Here is a 20,829-nt window from a genome sequence, read left to right as displayed (position 1 = left end):
TCATGACCTCCCCATCAAGCGCTAATGTCGTCCAGGCCAAGCCAGCCGTAGCCGGCGGGACTGTCGTCGCGAAGCTTGGGCTTCTTGCTGCGATGGCCGCCTTGGTCGCTGTTTTGTGGATGCCGGCAGCGCAAGGCTTGCCGCTGGCTGGACAGGTGATGTTGGCCATTCTTGCCTTTGCCGTCATCGTATGGATGACAGAAGCGCTGGACTACGCCGTGAGCGCGGTGGTGATAGGCGCACTGATGGTGTTTTTGCTCGCCTACGTCCCCGATGCGGCTAAACCCACCGGCGCCGACATGGGCACCGGGGCGGCGCTGGCGCTGGCGCTCTCGGGTTTCTCCAACAGCGCAGTTGCGTTGGTAGCCGCTGCCTGCTTCATCGCTGCCGCAATGACTGCCACCGGCCTGGACAGACGCATCGCACTTCTGGTCTTGTCAAAAGTCGATGCCAAGACTAACCACATCGTCGTCGGGGCCATGGTCGTCGGTTTTCTGTTGTCCTTCATCGTGCCCAGTACAACAGCGCGCGTCGCCTGCCTGGTACCCATCATGATGGGCTTCATCCTGGCTTTCAAGGTGGACAAGCGCAGCCGCTTTGCCGGTTTGCTGGTGATCACCGCCGCACAGACTGCCAGCGTCTGGAATGTTGGCATCAAAACTGCTGCGGCGCAAAACATGGTCGCAATAGGATTTATAGAGAAGCAGTTCCAAACCACGATCACCTGGGCGGAGTGGTTCGTCGCCGGTGCTCCGTTTTCGGCTCTCATGAGTGTTGCGGTGTACTTCATCATGACGCGCATGATGAAACCTGAGATGGCAGAGATCGAGGGTGGCCGGGCGACGATACGCAGTCAACTCGATTCGCTTGGGAAGATGACTTCGAAAGAATGGAAACTTCTGACTATCGTACTGGTGCTGCTCGGTTTCTGGGCCACCGAGAAGGTGCTGCATAACTTCGACACCTCGTCGACCACCATTGCCGCAATTTCCCTCATGTTGTTACCCCGCCTGGGGGTGATGAACTGGAGCGAGTCCCAAAGGGGGTTTCCGTGGGGTACCGTAGTTCTTTTCGCCGTTGGTATAAGCATCGGGACCGCGCTGCTTAAAACCAACGCGGCTGGTTGGCTGGCCAACCTGATCGTGCAGAACCTGGGGCTGCAGCAGGCCAGCGCCTTCGCCATCCTGATGCTGCTGTCGCTTTTTCTGATTGTTATTCACCTGGGCTTCGCCAGCGCGACGGCGCTTGCCTCCACCATGATCCCGATCATCATCAGTGTTCTGATGGCTGTGCAGACCCCAGGCATCAATGTGATCGGCATGACCATGCTTTTGCAGTTTGTGGTGAGCTTTGGTTTCATTCTGCCGGTCAACGCGCCGCAAAACATGATCGCCTACGGCACGGATACGTTTGATGCGCCGGATTTCATTCGTACCGGGCTGGTGATCACCCTGGCGGCTTTTGCGCTGCTGGTCATCTTTGCGCTGACTTACTGGTCGTGGATGGGCTACCTGACCAAGACAGTTTGAGTTGATCCAGCTCAATGAGGTGCGTGACGAATTGCTTAACCTGAAGCTGTGCATCACCGTGTGAGTCAATCCAGAAGGAAATCATCATGAAAATTAACGAAGGTGTATTTGACCGTGGTCTGCGCGTCACTGCAGGCCTGATTCTGATCGGCTTGTCGATCTCCGGGACGATCGGGTTGTGGGGCTATGTCGGCTTGATCCCCTTGGTGACCGGTGCGGTCGGCCTGTGCCCTATCTACAGCTTGTTGGGCATTAACACCTGTCCCGCGCGCCAGGGCTGATGCAGCCATGTGTCGTACCAAGAAACTCGCATTTCCATAGTGACCCGAAAAATCATGTTGTTCATGGCCTTGGCGGGTGCCGGCGCCATGTCGTACGCGCAGCAGGTGCCCGTGGCAACGCGGGGACAGCTGCTGTACACGACCCATTGCGTCACCTGCCACACCACACAAATGCATTGGCGTAACGGCAAGCTCGCCTATGACTGGGACAGTCTCAAGCTTCAAGTAAGTCGCTGGCAGGGTACTGCTGGTTTGCAGTGGGATGACGCTGACATTGTCGAGGTCACGCGCTACCTCAATGACGCCATCTACCGATACTCCCAATCAGATGGCCGCGTGAGTTCCAGCAAATGAATGGCAAACGTGTTCTCCTTATTCAGGGGCACCCCGACGCGAGTGAGCCGCATTTGTGCCATGCGCTTGCCTCCTCTTACCCTGTGGGAGCAGAAGCAGCCGGCCACGTTGTGCGCAAAGTTGATGTGGCCGTGCTTAACTTTCCGTTGCTTGCAAGCCAGAAGGCTTGGGAGACGGGAGCACTGCCGGCAGGCCTTCAGCAAGCACAAGATGACATCCGCTGGGCCGAACACCTTGTGCTGTTCTTTCCCTTGTGGTTAGGCGACATGCCAGCATTACTAAAAGGTTTTCTGGAGCAAGTGGCTCGCCCCGGCTTCGCGTTCACGCGAGAGGTCGGCGGCAATCCCTTTGGAAAGAAAGGCCTGACAGGGCGCTCTGCGCGTGTCGTTGTGACCATGGGCATGCCAGTGATTGTCTACAAGTGGTATTTTCGCGCTCACAGCATCAAGTCTTTGGAGCGCAACATACTCGGTTTCGTCGGCATAGGCCCCGTGCATGAGACCTTGATTGGAATGACGGCGAATATGAAAACCGAAGACGCTGAACGCTGGCTAGAGAAATTGACGCGTCTTGGGCGTGGGGCGCAGTGACGAGGGGGCGAAATGAGTAAATGCAATGTGGTCGCCCTGTCAGGCCACAGCCGCACCGAATAGCGATCCCACGCCGGCAGTGACCGCCATCGCAAGCACGCCCCAGAAGGTGACGCGCCAAGCGCCAGCCAGAACGTTAGCCCCGCCTGCTCGGGCAGCGGCTATGCCTAGCAATGCAAGGAATACGAGTGACATTCCAGATACCCAAAATAGCAGCCCCCGCCCGGGGACAAGCCAGGCCACCGCCAACGGAAGTGCGGCTCCGAGCGCGAAGCTTGTGGCTGACGCGAATGCCGCCTGAACCGGCCGCGCGCTGAGGGTCTCGGAGATGCCAAGTTCATCGCGCGCATGAGCGCCGATGGCGTCATGCAGCGTCAACTGCTCTGCGACCTGTTGCGCCAGTTGAGGTGCAAGCCCTCGGGCAACATAAATGGCTGTCAGCTCTCTTCGCTCAGCTTCAGGATCGGCTAGAAGCTCAGCGCGCTCGCGTGCTAGGTCGGCCTTTTCGGTATCGGCCTGCGAGTACACCGAGACGTACTCACCCGCCGCCATCGACATAGAACCTGCCACCAAAGCCGCGACACCGGCCACGAGAATACTGCTTTGGTCGGCACTGGCGGCCGCAACGCCGACCAGCAGACTGGCAGTTGAAACGATACCGTCGTTGGCGCCTAGCACGGCGGCGCGCAGCCATCCGATGCGGTGGCTCCGATGGCGCTCAGGGTGAGTCGTGCGTGTCATGCAGTTTTCCTATTTACCTGGCATTGCCTGTGAGGGTAAATGTGATTGCAAAGATCTCACCTGCCGCTCCAGTGCTTCGATGCGATTGAGGTAGCCCAGCAGCATGGCCACTGCGAACAGGTCCAGATCGAAGTCGGCGCGCAGCTTGACCGCTGTGCGCAACTGCGTAATGCTATGCGCGCTGAAAATTTGGGCCGGTCGATCAGCTTCCAACGGCACCAGTGCGCCGTATTCAATCAGTTCATTCAGCTCGGTCGCGCTTATTTCGCACACGCTACACAACTCAGTCAGACTAACCGTTTCGCGCTCGTCGAGCCACATCCACTCAGCTTGCTGGGGTTTCATGCACACTCTCCTTGGTGATGGCCCGTGGGTTGAAGCGCGAAGAACGCGCCAGTTCCGAAAATAGTTCCCGCTCACGCTCTGAGAGCGTCGCGGGAACGTCAATTTGCACCACAGCGTATAAGTCGCCTCTAACGCTGTGGCCTTTGGACATACCTCGTCCGCGTACCCGCAGCTTGCGGGCCGAGCGGGTTCCGGGCGGAACAGTCAATAGCAGGGGACCGTCTAGTGTCGGCACTTCGACATCGGCACCCAATGCTGCTTCCCAGGGGGCTAGCAACAGGTCGAAATACAGGTCGTGATCATCGGCGCGAAACACCGGATGCGGTGCCAACGTTATGTGTAGGTAAATGTCTCCATCGGCGCCGCCGTTGCGGCCTTTGCCGCCCTTGCCACGCAGCCGCAGTTTCTGACCTTCCCGCACACCTGGGGGAATCGTCACCTCCAAGACGATCTGATCAGGGCCTTCGCCTAGGTACAAGCTAAGTACTGTGCCTCGGTGCGCTTCCTCCAGACTGATGCGTGTAGTGGTGTCGTAGTCACGCCCGGCCAGGGGTTGAGACCCGTGTTGAGCGCCGCGCTGCCCACGGTTCAGCGCGGCCAGTATATCGGCCAGATCCATCTCGTCGAACGACTGACCGCCCGATGCGTGTGTATCGCGCCATTGCGGAGGAGGTGCAAACTCCTCGCCCGGTGGTCGCCGGCCGAGCTCATCGTAGGCAGCCCGCTTCTCAGGATCTTTTAGCGTGGAATAAGCTTCCGCAGCTTCCTTAAAGTGTGCTTCGGCGTCGGACGCTTTCGAGAGGTCCGGGTGATGTTGACGAGCGAGTTTGCGATAGGCTTTTTTAATTTGATCCAAGTTGGCATCGCGGGGCACGCCCAAGGTCAGGTAGTAGTCTTTATATTTCATAGTTCAGTAGCAGTACTCCGAGTGTGCGCCACTTGAGGCATCTCGGTCTGTGCGGTAGGCCGCAAGCGTACTTTTTTTTCGCGTTGCGGAAAGGCCCACCATCGCTCTTATGGTCATGGCATTCCTGAAGATGCTGGCTGCAAGACAGCGGACCAACAAGGCCAACCGGCAATTGGGCTGCCTGCTGGCTTTCGTTGCCGGAGCCATCAACGCCGGTGGGTTTCTTGCGGTACAGCGATACACATCGCACATGACAGGCGTTGTCTCCGCAATTGCCAACGACCTGGTGCTGGGCCGAGCAGGGCTGGTTTTAGCAGGTATGCATTCCTGTTCGCGTTTCTTGTTGGAGCCGCTACTACCGCCGTGCTCATCAATTGGGCGCGGCGGCGAGTAATGCAGGGCGAGTTTGCCTTTCCGGTCATCATCGAGGTGGCCTTGCTCCTGATTTTTGGATTGCTGGGCGCCAATCTCAACATACTTGTCGAACTCTTCGTTCCCACCACCGTGCTCTTGCTGTGTTTCATTATGGGACTACAGAATGCCATTGTTACCAAAATTTAAATAGTCGAGATCCGGACCACGCACATGACGGGCGTCATCACCGATTTGGGTATCGAACTGGGCCGCCTGGCTACTGGAACAGGGGCAAAGATTCTGGAAGCCCGGTCAAAGCAGACCGTGATCGGCTCGTCATGCTCGCCGCTATCCTCGGCTTTTTTCTGGCGGGGGGCATTGGCGGAGCAGCCGCCTTCAAGGCTATTGGATACGCGGCCGTTCTGCCGATTGTTGCAGTGCTTGTTGCGATCTCGGCATTACATTTGGTTGCCAATGCCAAGCTTTTGTTGAAGCTAGCCGCAGGGCAACAAGGCAGGCACTGCCGGCTGCTGGTGGACCCCAGCAAGGGCGTTAACTGAACGGGCATCGGCTTTATTCGGTTTTGATGTGTTGCAACGCACAGACGTACCCCCAGCCCCGGCGCAAAGTCTCCTATCGCATCTTCAAAATGATCTGCGTAAACTTTCGCCAAATGCGTATCGCGCCTCGACTTGATACAGATCAATAAGTTCTGCGGGGGAGTGGCTTAGCATGAATGAAGCAGAAATCGAAATCAGATATGAAGTTTTTCTCCAACAATCACCTCAAACGCAAGACCACATCTGTCATGCTTGCATTGTGGTTGCTGGCCGCTGCCTCCGGGGTTGCAAATGCCTGCTTGCTGGATGCGCAGGAATCTACCTCTCATGGGGTCGTTGCCGAAACTATTGACAAAGCGCATGCACCAACTGTTCTGCACGCTCAACCTGCAGTGGCAACCTACCATGGCCAAGAGGCAGACACATCCAGATCGCAGTGCCTGAAGGTCTGCGATGACGGGTCGCAGGCTTTACAAAAGAAGAGCGCGGAATCGGACCTGACCTATCCCGGACCAGCGTTTGTTGTCGCCACACTCTGGGATGTCGCAACGCCCGTGTTGCTTGCCCTTCCCCCAAGAGAGGACCTGCCGCTTCTCATAGCAGGGCCCTCTTTGCAAATCCGCCATTCGCGGTGGGCCTTGTAGCCTTTTCTCAGGCCTGATCTGGAGCTTCGCGCTCCTTGGTCGGCGCGCGGTTTATCAACAGGTTTTAACCGACGCGATCCGATATTCGGATGCGATACATCGGGCTACCTGTTTCCGGGTGCGCACCATTCACTGTCTTTTAACCAATCAGGAGTTTTTCATGACCGCTTTTCGATTTTTCCCACTCGCCCTTGTCTTCACCGCTGCCAGCACCCTGGTTGCCTGTAACACAACTCCGTCAATGCCAATGGCCATGGCCGCTGGGCCCCGCGCGGCCCAGCCTGACCACATGGCACACATGGACACGCAGACAAAAGCCATGCAGGCCATTCACGAAAAAATGATGAGCGCCAAAACCCCGGAAGAGCGCAGCAAGCTGATGGCCGAACACATGAAGTCCATGCAGGACGGCATGAAGATGATGGAGAGCATGGCGAGCCCCGGCATGGCTGGCATGCAAGGCATGTCGGGCAGCATGGGCGCGCACCATTCCATGATGGAAAAGCGCATGGCGATGATGCAGACCATGATGAAAATGATGATGGAACGCATGCCCGCTGCGCCTGCGCGGTAAGGGGAAGCGCATGTTGCAAAGAAGACAGCTGCTCCTGTTTGCCGGCGTGGCGGCGGGGGCCGCTGTCGGCGGCGCCGCATGGATGTATTACGGCCCGCCACGCTCCAACCTGGTGGCGGGTGGACCCTTCCGGCACTACCCGTTCGATCCGGTGGCGGTAGAGAATTTTCAGCAAAAGCTTTTCATCCCGGTAGGCGACGGGCCGTTCGGCGTCTTGGATGTCGCCGGGCCCTTGAAAATTCGCGCCACTCCGGCCCGCTTTGCTTTTTTGCCAGGGCGCGAATCACCGTTCCTGCTGTACCTGACCGAACAGGCGGGCAAGGCCTACCAGAATCCGATTCTGCGCATCGAGAGCGGCATGCGCTTCACGGCCAGCCTGGACAACGGACTGGCGGAAGCAACCATCATTCACTGGCACGGCCTGCATGTGCCCGCCGCCATGGACGGCCACCCGGCCAGCACCATCGCGCCAGGTGGCCGCTACGACTATGACTTCAAGGTGAGCAACCGCGGCGGCACCTACTGGTACCACACACATGCACACGAGTTGACCGCCGAACAGGCCTACCACGGTCTGGCGAGCTTCTTCCTGGTGGATGACGACGATCAGCGCAGAGTCAACAAGGCACTTGATTTGCAGCTGGGCGTCACCGACTTGCCACTGGTCATCCAGGATAAGCAGTTCGATGCGCAGGGCAAGCTGTTGTACAAGCCTGATGCCCACGAAGCCATGATGGGCTGGCTCGGCGACACTTTGCTGGCCAACCTGACGCCCAATGCGGTCCATACCGTCACGCCGCGCACCTACCGCCTGCGGCTGCTCAACGGGTCGAATGCGCGCATTTACCGGCTTGCTTTTGTCAAGGGCAAGACGGCGCTGAACTTTACCGTCATCGGCACCGATGGCGGCCTGATTGAGCGGCCGGAAACGGTGGGCGAGGCCTTTCTTGCGCCTGGTGAGCGCCTTGATGTGCTGTTTGACGCGGGCCAGGCGCAGCCCGGTGAGGACATCTTCCTGAAAAGCCTGGCGTTCGATCCGATGGAGAACGAAGGCTCTTCAGCAGGCATGCCGGGCATGGGCGGCATGGGCATGGGACGGATGATGGCCAGCATGTCCTCATCGCGGCTACCGCTGGGCCTGGAGTTCAACATCTTGAAACTGTCGGTCACGGCTGGTGAGCGCATCGTCGCCAAACTGCCGACCACGCTGTCCCAGGTCAAGCCGATTCCCACTGGGGGCGCCGCGCAGCGCAAGATCGAACTGTCGATGGGGCAAATGCGTTTTCTGATCAACGGGTACACCTTCCGCATGGACGAGATCGCGTTCGACGTCAAACGCAGCGCGGTGGAAATCTGGAACATCAGCAACCCGACGCTGGGCATGCCGCACCCGATGCACATCCACGGTTTCTCGTTCCAGGTGCTCGAACGCATTGGCAGCCCACCCCAGGTCGCGGCCACGGCGCGGTTCGGCCAGGGCCGCACCGTGAGCGACCTCGGCTGGAAAGACACCGTGCTGGTCTGGCCTGGCGAGTCAGTACGCATTGCAATCGATTTCACCCACGATTTCTCCGGCGACCAGACCTATGTGTTTCATTGCCACAACCTGGAACATGAAGACGCCGGAATGATGATCAACTTCCGGGTGCAAGCGTAAAAGCCGATCAAAGAGGCCAGTGTAGGCAGTTCAACCTCTGGAGATTCAGATGGAACACGAAAGCAGTCATGGGCAACAACCCGGTCAGATGATTTCACCGCCGTTCTGGCGTTCAAGATACGGAATCGGTCTGCTCGTGTTCGGTGCCGTTGCCGCGTACTTTTTGCTGACGGAGCACCGTGCCCACTTCTTCGGCGCGCTGCCGTTCCTGCTGTTGCTGGCCTGCCCGCTGATGCATGTCTTCATGCATCGCGGCCATGGCAAACACCGTGGCGAGCAAGGCTCGAATACGTCGGTGGAACCGCGGACACCTGGCACCGGAGAACAGTTATGAACCACGATGCGCCCGCCTACGGATTGTGGCTGCTGGTCTTGTTCAATTCAGCCATTTTCCTGATGTTCGCCTTCAGCTTCTTCAAGCCGCACACCGCGCGCGACTGGCGCACCTTCGGGGCGTTCGCCGGATTTATCGTTGCGCTCTTCGTCGAAATGTATGGCTTCCCCCTGAGCATCTACCTGATGTCGGGTTGGTTGCAGACCAAATTCCCGGGCCTTGACTTGCTGTCTCACAACTCTGGTCACTTGTGGTCAACGCTTCTTGGCGAGAAGGGAGACCCTCACTTCAGTCCGCTGCACATCGCCAGTTATGCCTTTCTCGGATTTGGCTTTTATCTGTTGTCGAGCGCGTGGAATGTGCTCTACCACGCGCAGCTTAAGGGCACCCTGGCTACGAGCGGGACTTATGCGCACATCCGCCATCCGCAGTACGTGGCCTTCGTGCTCATTCTGCTGGGCTTTTTGTTGCAATGGCCGACGCTGCTTACCTTGCTGATGTTTCCAATCTTGCTGGTGATGTATGGGCGGCTTGCGATCACAGAAGAAAAGCAGATGCGCGAACAGTTTGGAGTCGAGTTTGAAGCCTATACCGCGCGTACGCCGCGCTTCTTTCCATCGTTCAAACAGGAGGCTTCAGCCGCCTGAAAACCATCGAACTCATTGTTCATACCCGTTGAGGTCTCAAGCGAGAAACATCGTGAAAACAAGCACCATCGAAGTTGCCGAACTGGTCTCTACCCTGAGCGCGGTGGGCGTCGAGCGCCAGCTCGGAACGCTCGTTGGTGTCCATCATGCGGACGTGAACTACGTTGCTGGCAGCGCCACAGTGCACTACGACGAATCAAAAGTCACGCTCGAAGCCATCCGCAAACGGGTAAGCGACTGTGGCTACCACTGCCGCGGTGAGCTCCTTCCCACGCATGTCTGCAACACAGCCGATCATCACGCCGGCGCAGAGGGTCAAGCTGGCCATGGGGAACATCGCGCTCTCGCAACGGCGGGCGGCTCGCCATCGCAGGACAAGGCCGACATGATGCACGATATGGGCCATGCGCCGGGTATGTCCATGCAGGACATGGCGCGTGATATGCGCAACCGCTTCCTGGTGGCCCTGGTGTTTGCCATTCCCGTCTTCCTGTATTCACCGATGGGAGAAATGTTTGGCGACTTTCCTGCGCCCTTTGGACTGGACCGCAAGCTTTTTCTGTTTGTCGCCGCTACCGGGGCCATCGCCTATCCGGGTAGGCCGTTCCTGGTCGCTGCCTGGCGGTCTGCCCGCAACAAGGTCGCCAACATGGCGACCCTGGTCGTGCTCTCGGTCGGCACGGGCTACATCTTCAGCGTCGGTGCGACCTTCTTTTACGAGGGCGAAGTGTTTTACGAAGCGTCGGCTGTGCTTCTGGTGTTCATTCTGCTGGGTCACTGGCTTGAAATGCGGGCCCGCGCCGGGGCCTCGGACGCGATCCGCGCGTTGATGGACCTGGCCCCGCCTTTGGCAACGGTGGTGCGCGGTGGCGCGGAGACCAAGGTGCCCACCTCAGAAGTGCTGACCGGAGAAATTGTTGTCATCAAACCCGGGGACAAAATTCCGGTTGATGGCGAAGTCACTGAAGGCAGCTCGCAAGTGGACGAGTCCATGCTGACGGGCGAATCGATGCCAGTCAAGAAAGTCACCGGTGCTTCAGTGATAGGCGCCACCATCAACAAGAGCGGAAGCTTTCGCTACAAAGCGACCAAAGTGGGTGCCGACACCGCCCTCGCTCAGATTGTCAAGCTGGTTCAGGAGGCTCAGAACTCCAAGGCGCCGGGGCAACTGTTGGCCGATCGGGCGTCGCAGTGGCTGGTATTGGCCGCCATCGCTATCGGTTTGTTGACCTTCAGTGTGTGGTTCTGGGTGCTGGGGGAGACTTTGCTGTTTGCCCTGACACTCACCATCACCGTGTTTGTGATCGCCTGCCCCGACGCGCTGGGGCTGGCAACACCCATGGCCATCATGGTGGGCACCGGCCTGGGTGCGATGAACGGCATTCTGTTCAAAAACGCTTCCGCGCTAGAGAACGCCACCAAACTGACTGTCATCGTCTTCGACAAGACCGGCACGCTGACCCTGGGTCAGCCGGATGTGGTTGAGATGGTGATGGCCCCCGGCGTCAGCGAAGCACAGTTGCTGGCCACTGCCGCAGCTGTCGAGAAGTTTTCCGAGCATCCACTGGCGCATGCGATTCTCAAGCGGGTTGGCACTGCCGCCGTCGAGATTGCCACGAACTTCACCAACATTGATGGGCAGGGCGCCCGCGCCACCATAGGCGCGGACTCCGTCTTGCTGGGAAACCGCAAACTGATGCAGGCTGAGAACATCAGCCTTGACGCGCTGTCGTCTGAGGCGAAGCGGCTGGAAAGCGGCGGACGCACAGCGGTGCATGTTGCCCGCGCGGGCAAGCTCATCGGTCTGATCGCCATTGCAGACGCGGTGCGGCCAACGTCGAAAGCCACCATCGCCAAGCTGCAGGAACGCGGGGTGAAGGTGGCCATGATGACTGGCGACAACCAGGCAACGGCCGACCGTATCGGCAAGGAACTGGGCATCGACATCGTGCTGGCCGAAGTCCTGCCCGGCCAGAAGGCAGAGAAGATCAAGGAGCTGCAGGATCAGGGAAACAAGGTGGGCATGGTCGGCGACGGCATCAACGATGCACCGGCACTGACCCAGGCGGATGTGGGTTTCGCCATCGGCGCAGGCACCGACGTGGCTATGGAGAGTGCTCAGGTGGTGCTGATGAAAAGCGACCCCTACGACGTCGTCGGCGCGATCGAGTTGTCGCGTGCAACGCTGCGCAAGATGCATCAAAACCTGTGGTGGGCGGTGGCGTACAACGTCATTGCCTTTCCGGTGGCAGCCGGCATTTTTTATCCATTCACGCTCTCCCCGGAAATTGCGGCGCTGTCGATGTCGGGCAGTTCGGCGCTGGTGGCGCTTAACGCACTGATGCTCAAGCGCACCCGACTGGCCGGCATCAAACCTGCGCGAACCGGCAAGGCATCAGCAACAACCCCGCCGGCGGTGTCCCGGGCATCGGCATGAACCAAAGCATCAACCCTTCACCAGAAAGTCGCTCATGAAACTTGCATTTCTAGGTGCCGCAGGCACCGTCACCGGGTCCAAAACCCTGGTCACGCACGCTGGGAAGCAGTTGCTCGTCGATTGCGGCCTGTTTCAGGGTTACAAGAACTTGCGCTCGATGAATTGGGAAGACTTTTCCTTTGACGTGAAGCAACTCGATGCCGTGGTTCTGACGCACGCCCACCTGGACCATTCAGGTGCCTTGCCACTGCTGGTGAAGCGGGGATTTCGCGGTCCGGTATTTGCTACTCCGTCCACGATCGAAATTTGCGAAATTTTGCTGCCCGACAGCGGACGGCTTCAGGAAGAAGATGCGGAGTACGCCGGCAGACGTCAGCGCTCCAAGCATCATCCTGCACTACCGCTCTACACCGAAGAAGATGCCAAACGGGCTTTGCGCCAGCTCAGGCCTCTGCCTTTTGAGGAGCGCTCTGACAGCATCACAGGCATGCAGTTGCGCTTGCGGCCTGCCGGCCACATTCTGGGCGCCAGCTCGGTCGAGTTGACTGCGGGGGAGACCACGGTGTTGTTCTCGGGCGATCTGGGGCGACCCGACGATCTCATCATGCGCGCCCCAGCGCCCATAGAGCGGGCCGACTACATCGTGGCCGAATCGACTTACGGCGACCGCCTGCACGAGGCGACGAATGCCGAGCAGTTGCTGGGCCAGGTGATTCAGCGCACGGCGGCGCGTGGCGGCATCGTGGTGATTCCCGCCTTTGCCGTCGGACGGGCGCAGTCGCTGCTGCATGCAATTTACCGGTTGAAGCAGCGCTCGGAAATTCCCGATCTACCCATTTACTTGAACAGCCCGATGGCCATCGACATGACCGACATCTATCACCGGCATCGCGCGGAGCACCGGTTGTCGGTAGAAGAATGCATCGGCATGGCCCAGGTTGCCACCATGGTTCGCACGCCAGATGAGTCACGTGCCCTGGTGGCCCGGTGCCAACCTGCCGTTATCGTGTCCGCCAGCGGCATGGCTACGGGGGGGAGGGTGCTGCATCACCTCAAGGCACTGGCGCCCCATGCGCGCAACACCATCGTGTTTGCCGGATTCCAGGCCGGCGGTACACGCGGCGGCCGAATCGTCGCCGGTGAAAGCAGCATCCGCATTCACGGCGAGGACGTGGCGATCAACGCAGAAGTCGTCTCCCTGCCCGGTATGTCGGCCCATGCCGATGCCGAGCAGATCGTGCAATGGCTCAAAACAGCGCCGAAGGCGCCCAAGGGCATCTACCTCAACCATGGTGAACCGGGCCCGGCGGACGCGCTACGGCAACGCATCGAGCGCGAGCTTGGTTGGCCTGCGAGCGTGCCCCGTCTGGGACAAACAGTGGAGGTTGCGTGATGAAGGGTCCCGGGCTTCAGTTGCGAGCCCTCGGGATAGACACGCACCAGAAGTTAGTGATCAATATGCGGCGCGACTGCCATGTCTGCAGGGCGGAAGGCTTTGAGGCGCAGTCACGGGTTGAAGTCACCTTGCGGGACCGCCACATCATCGCAAAGATCAATGTCGTGGGTTTTGAATTGTTGGCGCAGGCCCCACCGGCCACCACCGTGAAGGCGTGCTGGCATTCGAGGTTCCGCTGCCGCGGCCGGCTGCGGTTGAGCTCAAGATCGTGCGACCGGGTGAGTCCACACCCCAGACATTTCTCTGGCAACTCTGACCTCCTGAATGAGAAACGTATGGAACGTCTGAACCCGCTACCCTGACCCCAAAGCAATCACCGCCAAACTTGAAAAGAGCAAGACCATGCACACTGCAAGCACCACCAGCGCCGGCGGCCTTGTCGCCCCAACCTCGGGCGTTGATCCGGTCTGCGGGATGAGCGTCCAGGCCGACAAGGCTGCGGCCACCCTGCAGTTTGAAGGCAAGCAATATCTGTTCTGCTCCAACTCTTGTCGGAACAAGTTTGAGGAAGCGCCCCAACGCTATCTTGGTAATGCAGATACTGCTGTTTCCGCTCTGGCAGCGCCAGACCATGGCGCGCCCATGCAGGCGGCACTGGGGCGTGCGCTGTCGGGCCAGGCCAAAGACCCGGTCTGCGGCATGGTGGTGAACAAGGCGACAGCCCTGCGTTCTGACAGAAGCGGGCGCAGCTACTACTTCTGCAGCGCGGGCTGCCAGCGCACCTTCGATTCTCCGGAACAGGAAATGAAATCGATGCGCATGCGCGTCACAATTGCGCTGACCGGTGTGCTGGCGCTGGCCATCATGCGCGCCAGTGCCTTTCTGGCACTGGCCACCGGCGCCACCATCGTCAGCTGGGTGCCCATCGACGCGCTGCCGTGGCTCAACGGAGGCATGTGGCTGTTCCTGTTGGTAACGCCCGTGCAGTTTATCGGCGGCTGGAGCTTTTACGTTGGCAGCTGGAATGCGTTAAAAAACCGGTCCATCAACATGGATCTGCTCATCGCTCTCGGAACCACAGTCGCTTACCTTTACAGCGTGGCAGTGCTGTTCTTCCCCTGGGTACTGCCGATAGAGGTTGATCAGCGCGACGTGTACTTTGAAGTCTCGGCGGTGATCATCGCCTTTGTGTTGCTGGGCAAGTACATGGAGGAGATCATCAAAAAGCACTCTTCCGCTGCGGTGCGCAAGCTCCTGGACCTTAAACCCGCTACCGCCCAGGTGGTACGCGACGGGGTTGAGATGGAGGTGCCGGCCGACAGCCTGATGGTTGGCGAAACCGTTGTGGTGCGGCCGGGGCAGCGCATCGCCACCGACGGGCTGGTTCTGGACGGCGCGTCTGCAGTTGATGAATCGATGCTCACCGGTGAGTCCATGCCGGTGGAGAAGCAAGCCGGCGCCAGGGTGATCGGTGGAACGCTCAACCGCACCGGGTCTTTTCGCTTTCAGGCCACGCGCGTAGGTGCTGAGACCGCGCTGGCACAGATCATCAAGATGGTGGAGGACGCCCAGGCCAGCAGCGCGCCCATTCAACGCATCGCGGACCAGGTCACCCGCTACTTTGTACCCACCGTGGTGGCAACAGCCTTTCTGGCGTTCGCGGGCTGGTGGCTGATGGGAAACTTCTCCCAGGGGCTGCTGGCCTTCATCGCAGTGCTCATCATTGCCTGCCCCTGCGCGCTCGGCATCGCAACGCCCGCTGCTCTGATGGTGGGTGTAGGGCGGGGCGCGCAGGCCGGCATCCTGATTCGCGGTGGCGAGATTCTGGAGAAGGCGCAAAAGCTCGACACCGTGGTGTTTGACAAAACCGGCACACTCACACGCGGTGAGCCCAACGTCACCGACGTCTTGGTGCAGGAGGGGTGGACAAGGGCGCAGACCCTGGGCTTGGCCGCCAGTCTGGAAGCCGGCTCAGAGCACCCCCTGGCCGAGGCCATCGTCCGTGGCGCGCGTGAGGAGGGCGTGACAGCCACTGCGGTGGAGGGCTTTGACTCGATACCGGGTCATGGTGTGCAGGGCCGCATAAACGGCGCAGCCGTGCTGCTGGGAAACCGGCGACTGATGCAGCGCGAAGGTGTGGACACCGGTTCAGTGCAGTCCGCAATGGAGTTGCTGGAGGCGGACGGCAAGACTGCCATGCTGCTGTCCAGCGGCGGCCGCCTCGTGGGGGTAATTGCCGTGGCCGACACGGTGCGGCCGGAAGCGCAGGAGGCCATCGCCGCCCTGCGATCGGAAAAAATTCAGGTGATCATGTTGAGCGGCGACAACCAGCGCACTGCAGACGCTATCGGCCGAATCCTGGGCATAGATCGTGTCATCGCAGATGTCTTGCCGGCCGACAAATCAAAGGTGATCAAAGACTTGCAGGCGCAGGGCAGGGTTGTGGCGATGGTGGGTGACGGGGTTAACGACGCGCCCGCGCTGGCGACGGCTGACATCGGCATTGCCATCGGGTCTGGCTCGGATGTCGCCAAGGAAACCGGCGGGATTATCCTTGTGCGCAACGACGTGCGCGATGTGGTGACCGGGATTCGACTGTCACGCGCAACCATGCGAACCATCAAACAGAACCTGTTCTGGGCTTTTATCTACAACACCGGCGGTTTGCCGATTGCTGCCCTTGGGTTTCTCAATCCGATGATTGCGTCCGCCGCAATGGCGCTCTCGTCACTGTCGGTAATTATTAATTCAGCGCTTCTCAAGCGCGTCAAGCTGGGTGAGGTCACCATCAAGAAAGAGCAACATCATGTCTAGAAATCTCCGAGAGGCTTTATGCAGTTATCGGAACTGGGTGAGCGCAGCACTTCAGATCAGCCTGATGACGTGGAGCGGGGCCGCTTTCAGTGCAGACAAGGTGTATGTCGCCAATGAGGAGGCCGACACGGTGAGCGTGTTAGACGCCGCGTCATTCAAGGTGGTGGCCACGGTGCGCGCGGGCAAGATGCCGCATAACGTCCAGGTGTCGCCCGACGGCAAGCGGGTGTGGGTGACCAACAATGGAGAACCTGCACCTGCGGGCGCCCCAGTGCACCAGGCGATGGGCAAAGGCGAACACGCCGTGATGTCCAGGGCCGGTGCCGTATGGGTCATCGATACGGACCGCGATGCAGTGATGGCGAAGGTGCCCGTCGGTCTGCATCCAGCTCATGTCGTAATAACGCCTGACGGGCGCTTTGCCTACATAACCAATGGAGGGGACAACACGGTGAGTGTGGTTGATGCCGCGGCGCAGCGTGTGGTGGCCACCATTGCGGTGGGCAAGTTCCCGCATGGACTTCGGGTCAGTCCAGATGGGAAGCAAACTTACATTGCCAATTTGAAGGGAGGCACGGTGTCCGTGGTTGATATTGCCAGCCAAAAAGAAATTGCACAAATCCCGGTCGGTAAAGGACCAGCCCAGGTGGGTTTTACCGAGAACGGTCGCCTTGCTTTCGTATCGCTATCCGGGGAGAGCGCAGTAGCTGTCATTGATCCCGCCAGCCGCAAGGTGTTGCGCAAAGTCCCGGTGGGTGCGACGCCTATCCAGTTGTTTGCGACGCCGGATTCAGGCACCCTGCTGGTAGCCAATCAGGGATCGCGCAAGAAACCAGGAAAATCGGTGAGCATGATCGACTTGGAGAGCTACAAGGTGACGAAGACCGTAGAGACCGGCCCGGGTGCCCATGGCGTAGCCATTGACCGGGAAGGCCGGTACGCCTACATCACCAACACCTACGCTGGCTCAGTCTCAGTCATTGACATCAAGGCGCAAAAAGTCGTCGCTACGGTACCCGTCGGCAAAGGTCCCAATGGCATCAGCGTGCGGCCATGAAAACGTCAGATTTTCGGATGCAACTTTCTGGCAAGGTGTTCGCCGCTTGCGGGCTCTGGCTTGCTGCGCTCGGAGTCTATTTCCTGCTCCTGCGCCCGGCCCTTCTGCCTGAAGACCCGCGCTTCATGGGCGCCTCCATTGAAACGATCAGGGTTGCCGCTCCCGGGCTGGAGCGCTGGCTCAATCTGGTGTTCAACGTGATGAGCGGATTCATGATCGCCGCCGGTTCGCTGACCACGCTGGTGGCATGCCGCTATCTGGCAATCCGTGCACGCGGGACATTGACTGCAATGGTCGTGGCCGGCACTGCCAGTGTGGCGCTAATGAGTGCCACGAACTTCATGCTGCATTCGGACTTTCGCTGGCTGCTGCTGATGCCTGCGCTGCTGTGGCTGATAGGGGTGGTGTGTTTCCTGTGGGAGGGCGATCCTGAACCGACGATGGGAGTGAACTGAATGTGTTTCTCGGCCACCGCGAGTTTTTCTGCTGGCGTCGTTCTGCTGGGATTGGGTACGTTAACCCTTAAAGCGGTACGTCACCCACGCGAGCTGCTACTTGCCTCCATACCTTTGTTGTTTGGTATCCAGCAAGTGGTCGAGGGCGTGATCTGGTTGACGTTCCGTTACGAGGCGCCTTTCCTCAACGCGGTGATGACGCATCTGTACTCGTTTTTCTCTCACGTCCTGTGGCCGGTCTATGTGCCGGTGGCGGTGTTGCTGATTGAGCCGCCCGGGTGGCGCCGCAAAGCCGTGGCCCTCTTTGCAGCGGGGGGCTTTGTAGTGGGTGTTTACTTGATGTACGCCCTGGTGGCATTGCCCATCGTCTCGCGACCGACTGGCCAGCACATTGAGTATGTTGCGCCCCATTTCTTTGCAGCGACCGTGATGAGCCTATACCTGCTGTCGACCACGGTCAGCCCTGTTTTTTCCACGTATCGAACCGTAAAAGTCTTCGGTGTGCTGGCGCTCCTGTCATTTGGCGCGGTGTACTATTTTTATGCGGCATGGTTCATTTCGGTGTGGTGTTTTTTCGCAGCTATCCTCAGCGGCGTCATTTATTTTCACCTCGCTTTGCATCTTTCCGACCGCATCGAGGTACAGATTTAGGTTTGTCGCTGCTGTGGAGGCGGCCAGTCAGTCTTTTTTTGCCGAAGGTAACCCTGCTTTTACCTGAAGTGAATTGTGAAAGTGTCGCGGCATCGTCAGATGCTTGCCTCCGGCCTGATCGTTCGCATGCTGTAGGTTGCAGACTACGCGGCCTGGCGGCAATATCGCGGGCCGTTGGTTTTGGCAGGCGCGCACTGTGAACTGGTTGCGGCATTCTCGGCGCTGCAATTGCCTTCCACTGCCGACTCTGACCACCTACTGGAGAATCACCATGCCTCATCAACCCTACAACGCATGCATTGAAGCTTGCAACGCCTGCGCCGTGGCGTGTAACCATTGCGCTGCTTCCTGCCTGCATGAGGAGGACGTCACGATGATGGCCAGATGCATCGCACTGGATATGGATTGCGCCCAGATCTGTTCACTGGCTGCAGCTGCCATGGCCAGAGCCAGCATTCACGCCAAGGCGATCTGCGCACTTTGTGCTGACATCTGCCAGTCCTGCGGGGACGAATGTGCCAAACACGAAATGGTGCATTGCCAAGAATGCTCCAAGGCCTGCCATCAGTGCGCTCAAGAGTGCCGCAAGATGGCCTCCACGGCCTGAATTACCTTCGACATTCCAACTTCGACATCAGAAAGAATCAATCATGAAATTTCAACTAAAAATGATCAACCCCGCATCTCTGGCCCTTGCCGTTCTGAGCGTCGCGCTGCTTCAACCCCTGGCCTTTGCACAAATGCAGATGAAGCCTGGTAGCGAAGCCATGCCCGACGGAAAAGCCAGCACATCATCCATGCAAGGGGGTGCCATGGACATGAAGGGCATGGACATGAAAGGAATGATGAAAGACAACAACGACAAGATGTCGTCCATGAAAATGACGGGCAATACCGATGTTGACTTTGCAATGATGATGCGAATTCACCACCTGGGTGCGATAGACATGGCGCAGGCTGAGCTTCGCGATGGCAAAGATCCTCAGATGACGAAAATGGCCAAAGCCATCATCGCTGCGCAGAAGAAAGAAATTGCCCAGTTCGACAAGTTTCTAGCTAAAAATGGCCAGTCTGTCGACAAGATGAGCAAGTAGGCTGGCGGTCTCAGTCTCAACGCGTGGCTGAGACCGCTTCACTGCCGGCTTTATTTCGCCGGCAGGATATCAGTCACCACAAACGCTGTGCCGTCTTTCTCGGCCTTGAAACGGACCTTGTCGCCCGCTTTGACCTTGCCGAGCAGGGCTGGGTCTTTGGCCTGGAACACCATGGTCATGCCCGGCATGTCGAGGTTTTTGATCTCGCCGTGCTTGATGGTAATTTTTTTATTGTCCATATCCACTTTGCGGATTTCGCCATCGGCCATGTCTGCAGGTGCCGCCATGGCGCTGTCTTTTTTTGTATCGCCCATTGCCGCAGGCACTCCCGTGTGAGAGCTGGCAGACGCAGAGCCAGCCAGCAGTGCCGATAGGAGCAGCGCAGTGTGTAGTTGTTTCATGATGTTTTCTTTCAGGAGTTGACAGATTGAGTGGATGTTTTTGAAGGATAGGATTGATAAGTACGTGTGCTGCCATCCTTCAAAACCAGTAGCACGTCGTAGGGGTCTTTGCGCCCGCCATAAATCGGCGCATCCATCCCCGGCGAACCGACCGGCATGCCCGGCACAGCTAGCCCCACAGCGCGGGGTTTTTCCTTGAGCAGGCGATGAATGTCGGCAGCCGGCACATGACCTTCAATGGCATAGCCGCTGATTGATGCGGTATGGCAGGAGCCGAGCTGCTCCGGTATGCCAAGCCGCTTTCTGGCCTGCGCGTTGCCGCTGTCGTAAACCTTCACCTGAAAGCCATTGGCTTGCAGGTGGTCTACCCATTCTTTGCAGCAGCCACAGTTCGGGTCTTTCCAGACTTCGACCTGCGGGCGTGTTTTTGCGATCACCGCGGGCGCCAGCGCAGCGGCAGTGAAACTGGCCAAGGTCTTAAGAAGAAAACGTCTTTGCATGTTGCTCATTCCTATCGTGTGGCGACATTGATCTTGCCAACCATGCCGGCCTGGTAGTGGCCGGCGATCAGGCAGGCAAAGTCAAAGTTGCCGGGTTTGTTGAAGGTCCAGACGATCTGACCGGTCTTGCCCGGGCCGACGTGTGCCATGTAGGGCTCTTCGTGCTCCATTCCAGGGAACTTGACCATCAGCGCGGCATGTTCGTCCAAATCCTTCCTGGTGCCGATCACCATTTCATGCATGATCTTGCCGCTGTTTTTAATCACAAACCGGATCGTCTCTCCCTGCTTCACATCAATTTTCTCGGGTGAAAACCGCATGGCGTCGCTCATGCCGACGGTGATGGTACGGCTGACGGCTTTGCTGTCGCCAGCAATTCCCCATTCCTTTTGTTCTTTTTTGACAGGGCCGGCTTTTTTGGCGTGCCCCTCATCGCCATGGGCAAAGGCGAGGGGGCTGGCGCTGGCAATAAAGGCAGCGAGGAGGGCAGAAGTCAATTTTTTCATG

23 protein-coding genes and 1 pseudogene are annotated in these 20,829 nt (G+C 58.7%); 18 read left to right on the top strand and 6 right to left on the bottom strand.

Annotation, left to right across the window (positions count from 1 at the left end; genetic code table 11):
• Nucleotides 1–2: 2 nt before the first annotated feature.
• From IEX16_RS08645 to IEX16_RS08630, 4 genes are all read left to right on the top strand, one after another.
• Nucleotides 3–1,529 (top strand): SLC13 family permease, encoded by a 1,527-nt coding sequence (locus IEX16_RS08645; protein WP_188707949.1) that lies wholly within the window; start codon nt 3–5, stop codon nt 1,527–1,529.
• Between the two features lie 86 nt (nt 1,530–1,615).
• The gene (locus IEX16_RS08640; RefSeq protein ID WP_188707948.1) at nt 1,616–1,810 is read left to right on the top strand and encodes a YgaP family membrane protein; all 195 of its coding nucleotides are present in this window, start codon (nt 1,616–1,618) and stop codon (nt 1,808–1,810) included.
• Nucleotides 1,811–1,849: 39 nt separating this feature from the next.
• Nucleotides 1,850–2,164, top strand: a complete 315-nt coding sequence (locus IEX16_RS08635) for a cytochrome C (protein ID WP_229676259.1) — start codon at nt 1,850–1,852, stop codon at nt 2,162–2,164.
• Nucleotides 2,161–2,754 (top strand): NAD(P)H-dependent oxidoreductase, encoded by a 594-nt coding sequence (locus tag IEX16_RS08630; protein ID WP_188707947.1) that lies wholly within the window; start codon nt 2,161–2,163, stop codon nt 2,752–2,754. The genes IEX16_RS08635 and IEX16_RS08630 overlap by 4 nt, the downstream gene beginning before the upstream one ends.
• A gap of 39 nt (nt 2,755–2,793) precedes the next feature.
• Here the strand turns inward: IEX16_RS08630 and IEX16_RS08625 are convergent, their stop codons facing one another.
• From IEX16_RS08625 to IEX16_RS08615, 3 genes are read right to left on the bottom strand one after another with little or no spacing between them, the layout of a single operon-like run.
• On the bottom strand, nt 2,794–3,495 hold the full coding sequence (locus IEX16_RS08625; RefSeq protein WP_188707946.1) for a VIT1/CCC1 transporter family protein: 702 nt from the start codon (nt 3,493–3,495) through the stop codon (nt 2,794–2,796).
• A gap of 9 nt (nt 3,496–3,504) precedes the next feature.
• Entirely contained in the window at nt 3,505–3,840 is a 336-nt protein-coding gene (locus IEX16_RS08620; protein WP_188707945.1) for a chaperone modulator CbpM, read from the bottom strand.
• Nucleotides 3,821–4,747 carry a J domain-containing protein gene (locus IEX16_RS08615; RefSeq protein WP_188707944.1) on the bottom strand — a complete coding sequence of 309 codons (927 nt, stop codon included), beginning with the start codon at nt 4,745–4,747 and terminating at the stop codon, nt 3,821–3,823. Before IEX16_RS08615 ends, IEX16_RS08620 begins: the two co-directional genes overlap by 20 nt.
• A 109-nt stretch (nt 4,748–4,856) precedes the next feature.
• Here IEX16_RS08615 and IEX16_RS08610 point away from each other — a divergent pair.
• The 14 genes and pseudogenes from IEX16_RS08610 to IEX16_RS08545 all read left to right on the top strand — a co-directional run bounded on the left by IEX16_RS08610 (nt 4,857) and on the right by IEX16_RS08545 (nt 19,421).
• Nucleotides 4,857–5,661, top strand: a pseudogene (locus tag IEX16_RS08610) (YoaK family protein).
• A gap of 176 nt (nt 5,662–5,837) precedes the next feature.
• Nucleotides 5,838–6,305 carry a hypothetical protein gene (locus IEX16_RS08605; RefSeq protein ID WP_188707943.1) on the top strand — a complete coding sequence of 156 codons (468 nt, stop codon included), beginning with the start codon at nt 5,838–5,840 and terminating at the stop codon, nt 6,303–6,305.
• 160 nt (nt 6,306–6,465) lie between these two features.
• Nucleotides 6,466–6,879, top strand: coding sequence for a hypothetical protein (locus tag IEX16_RS08600; protein ID WP_188707942.1), 414 nt, complete (start codon nt 6,466–6,468; stop codon nt 6,877–6,879).
• A gap of 10 nt (nt 6,880–6,889) precedes the next feature.
• The gene (locus IEX16_RS08595; protein WP_188707941.1) at nt 6,890–8,536 is read left to right on the top strand and encodes a multicopper oxidase family protein; all 1,647 of its coding nucleotides are present in this window, start codon (nt 6,890–6,892) and stop codon (nt 8,534–8,536) included.
• Nucleotides 8,537–8,585: 49 nt separating this feature from the next.
• Nucleotides 8,586–8,870: a DUF2933 domain-containing protein gene (locus IEX16_RS08590; RefSeq protein ID WP_188707940.1), complete on the top strand. Its 285-nt coding sequence runs from the start codon at nt 8,586–8,588 to the stop codon at nt 8,868–8,870.
• Nucleotides 8,867–9,517, top strand: coding sequence for a methyltransferase family protein (locus IEX16_RS08585; RefSeq protein WP_188707939.1), 651 nt, complete (start codon nt 8,867–8,869; stop codon nt 9,515–9,517). Before IEX16_RS08590 ends, IEX16_RS08585 begins: the two co-directional genes overlap by 4 nt.
• 52 nt (nt 9,518–9,569) lie before the next feature.
• Nucleotides 9,570–11,954, top strand: coding sequence for a heavy metal translocating P-type ATPase (locus IEX16_RS08580; protein ID WP_188707938.1), 2,385 nt, complete (start codon nt 9,570–9,572; stop codon nt 11,952–11,954).
• A 34-nt stretch (nt 11,955–11,988) separates the two neighbouring features.
• A complete protein-coding gene (locus IEX16_RS08575; protein WP_188707937.1) occupies nt 11,989–13,347 on the top strand; it encodes an MBL fold metallo-hydrolase in 1,359 nt (452 codons plus the stop codon).
• 405 nt (nt 13,348–13,752) lie between these two features.
• Nucleotides 13,753–16,164: a heavy metal translocating P-type ATPase gene (locus IEX16_RS08570; protein ID WP_229676258.1), complete on the top strand. Its 2,412-nt coding sequence runs from the start codon at nt 13,753–13,755 to the stop codon at nt 16,162–16,164.
• Nucleotides 16,157–17,221: a YVTN family beta-propeller repeat protein gene (locus tag IEX16_RS08565; protein WP_188707936.1), complete on the top strand. Its 1,065-nt coding sequence runs from the start codon at nt 16,157–16,159 to the stop codon at nt 17,219–17,221. The genes IEX16_RS08570 and IEX16_RS08565 overlap by 8 nt, the downstream gene beginning before the upstream one ends.
• Nucleotides 17,218–17,676, top strand: a complete 459-nt coding sequence (locus tag IEX16_RS08560) for a hypothetical protein (protein WP_188707935.1) — start codon at nt 17,218–17,220, stop codon at nt 17,674–17,676. The genes IEX16_RS08565 and IEX16_RS08560 overlap by 4 nt, the downstream gene beginning before the upstream one ends.
• Nucleotides 17,677–18,327 carry a DUF6629 family protein gene (locus tag IEX16_RS08555; RefSeq protein ID WP_188707934.1) on the top strand — a complete coding sequence of 217 codons (651 nt, stop codon included), beginning with the start codon at nt 17,677–17,679 and terminating at the stop codon, nt 18,325–18,327.
• Between the two features lie 271 nt (nt 18,328–18,598).
• Nucleotides 18,599–18,934, top strand: a complete 336-nt coding sequence (locus IEX16_RS08550) for a four-helix bundle copper-binding protein (RefSeq protein ID WP_188707933.1) — start codon at nt 18,599–18,601, stop codon at nt 18,932–18,934.
• A 43-nt stretch (nt 18,935–18,977) separates the two neighbouring features.
• A complete protein-coding gene (locus IEX16_RS08545; protein ID WP_229676257.1) occupies nt 18,978–19,421 on the top strand; it encodes a DUF305 domain-containing protein in 444 nt (147 codons plus the stop codon).
• Nucleotides 19,422–19,471: 50 nt separating this feature from the next.
• On the opposite strand, the gene IEX16_RS08540 is transcribed toward IEX16_RS08545, so the two are convergent.
• The 3 genes from IEX16_RS08540 to IEX16_RS08530 are packed head-to-tail and all read right to left on the bottom strand — an operon-like array spanning nt 19,472 to nt 20,828.
• Nucleotides 19,472–19,822 carry a copper-binding protein gene (locus IEX16_RS08540; protein WP_188707932.1) on the bottom strand — a complete coding sequence of 117 codons (351 nt, stop codon included), beginning with the start codon at nt 19,820–19,822 and terminating at the stop codon, nt 19,472–19,474.
• 11 nt (nt 19,823–19,833) lie between these two features.
• Complete coding sequence (locus IEX16_RS08535; protein ID WP_188707931.1) at nt 19,834–20,322, bottom strand: DUF411 domain-containing protein; 489 nt, start codon at nt 20,320–20,322, stop codon at nt 19,834–19,836.
• Nucleotides 20,323–20,333: 11 nt separating this feature from the next.
• A complete protein-coding gene (locus tag IEX16_RS08530) occupies nt 20,334–20,828 on the bottom strand; it encodes a cupredoxin domain-containing protein (RefSeq protein ID WP_188707930.1) in 495 nt (164 codons plus the stop codon).
• Nucleotide 20,829: the final 1 nt, after the last annotated feature.

Source organism: Polaromonas eurypsychrophila (assembly GCF_014641715.1).
Classification (GTDB): domain Bacteria; phylum Pseudomonadota; class Gammaproteobacteria; order Burkholderiales; family Burkholderiaceae_C; genus Polaromonas; species Polaromonas eurypsychrophila.
The sequence above is the reverse complement of the archived record's forward strand: the minus strand, read 5'-3'. Positions and strand labels throughout refer to the sequence as shown.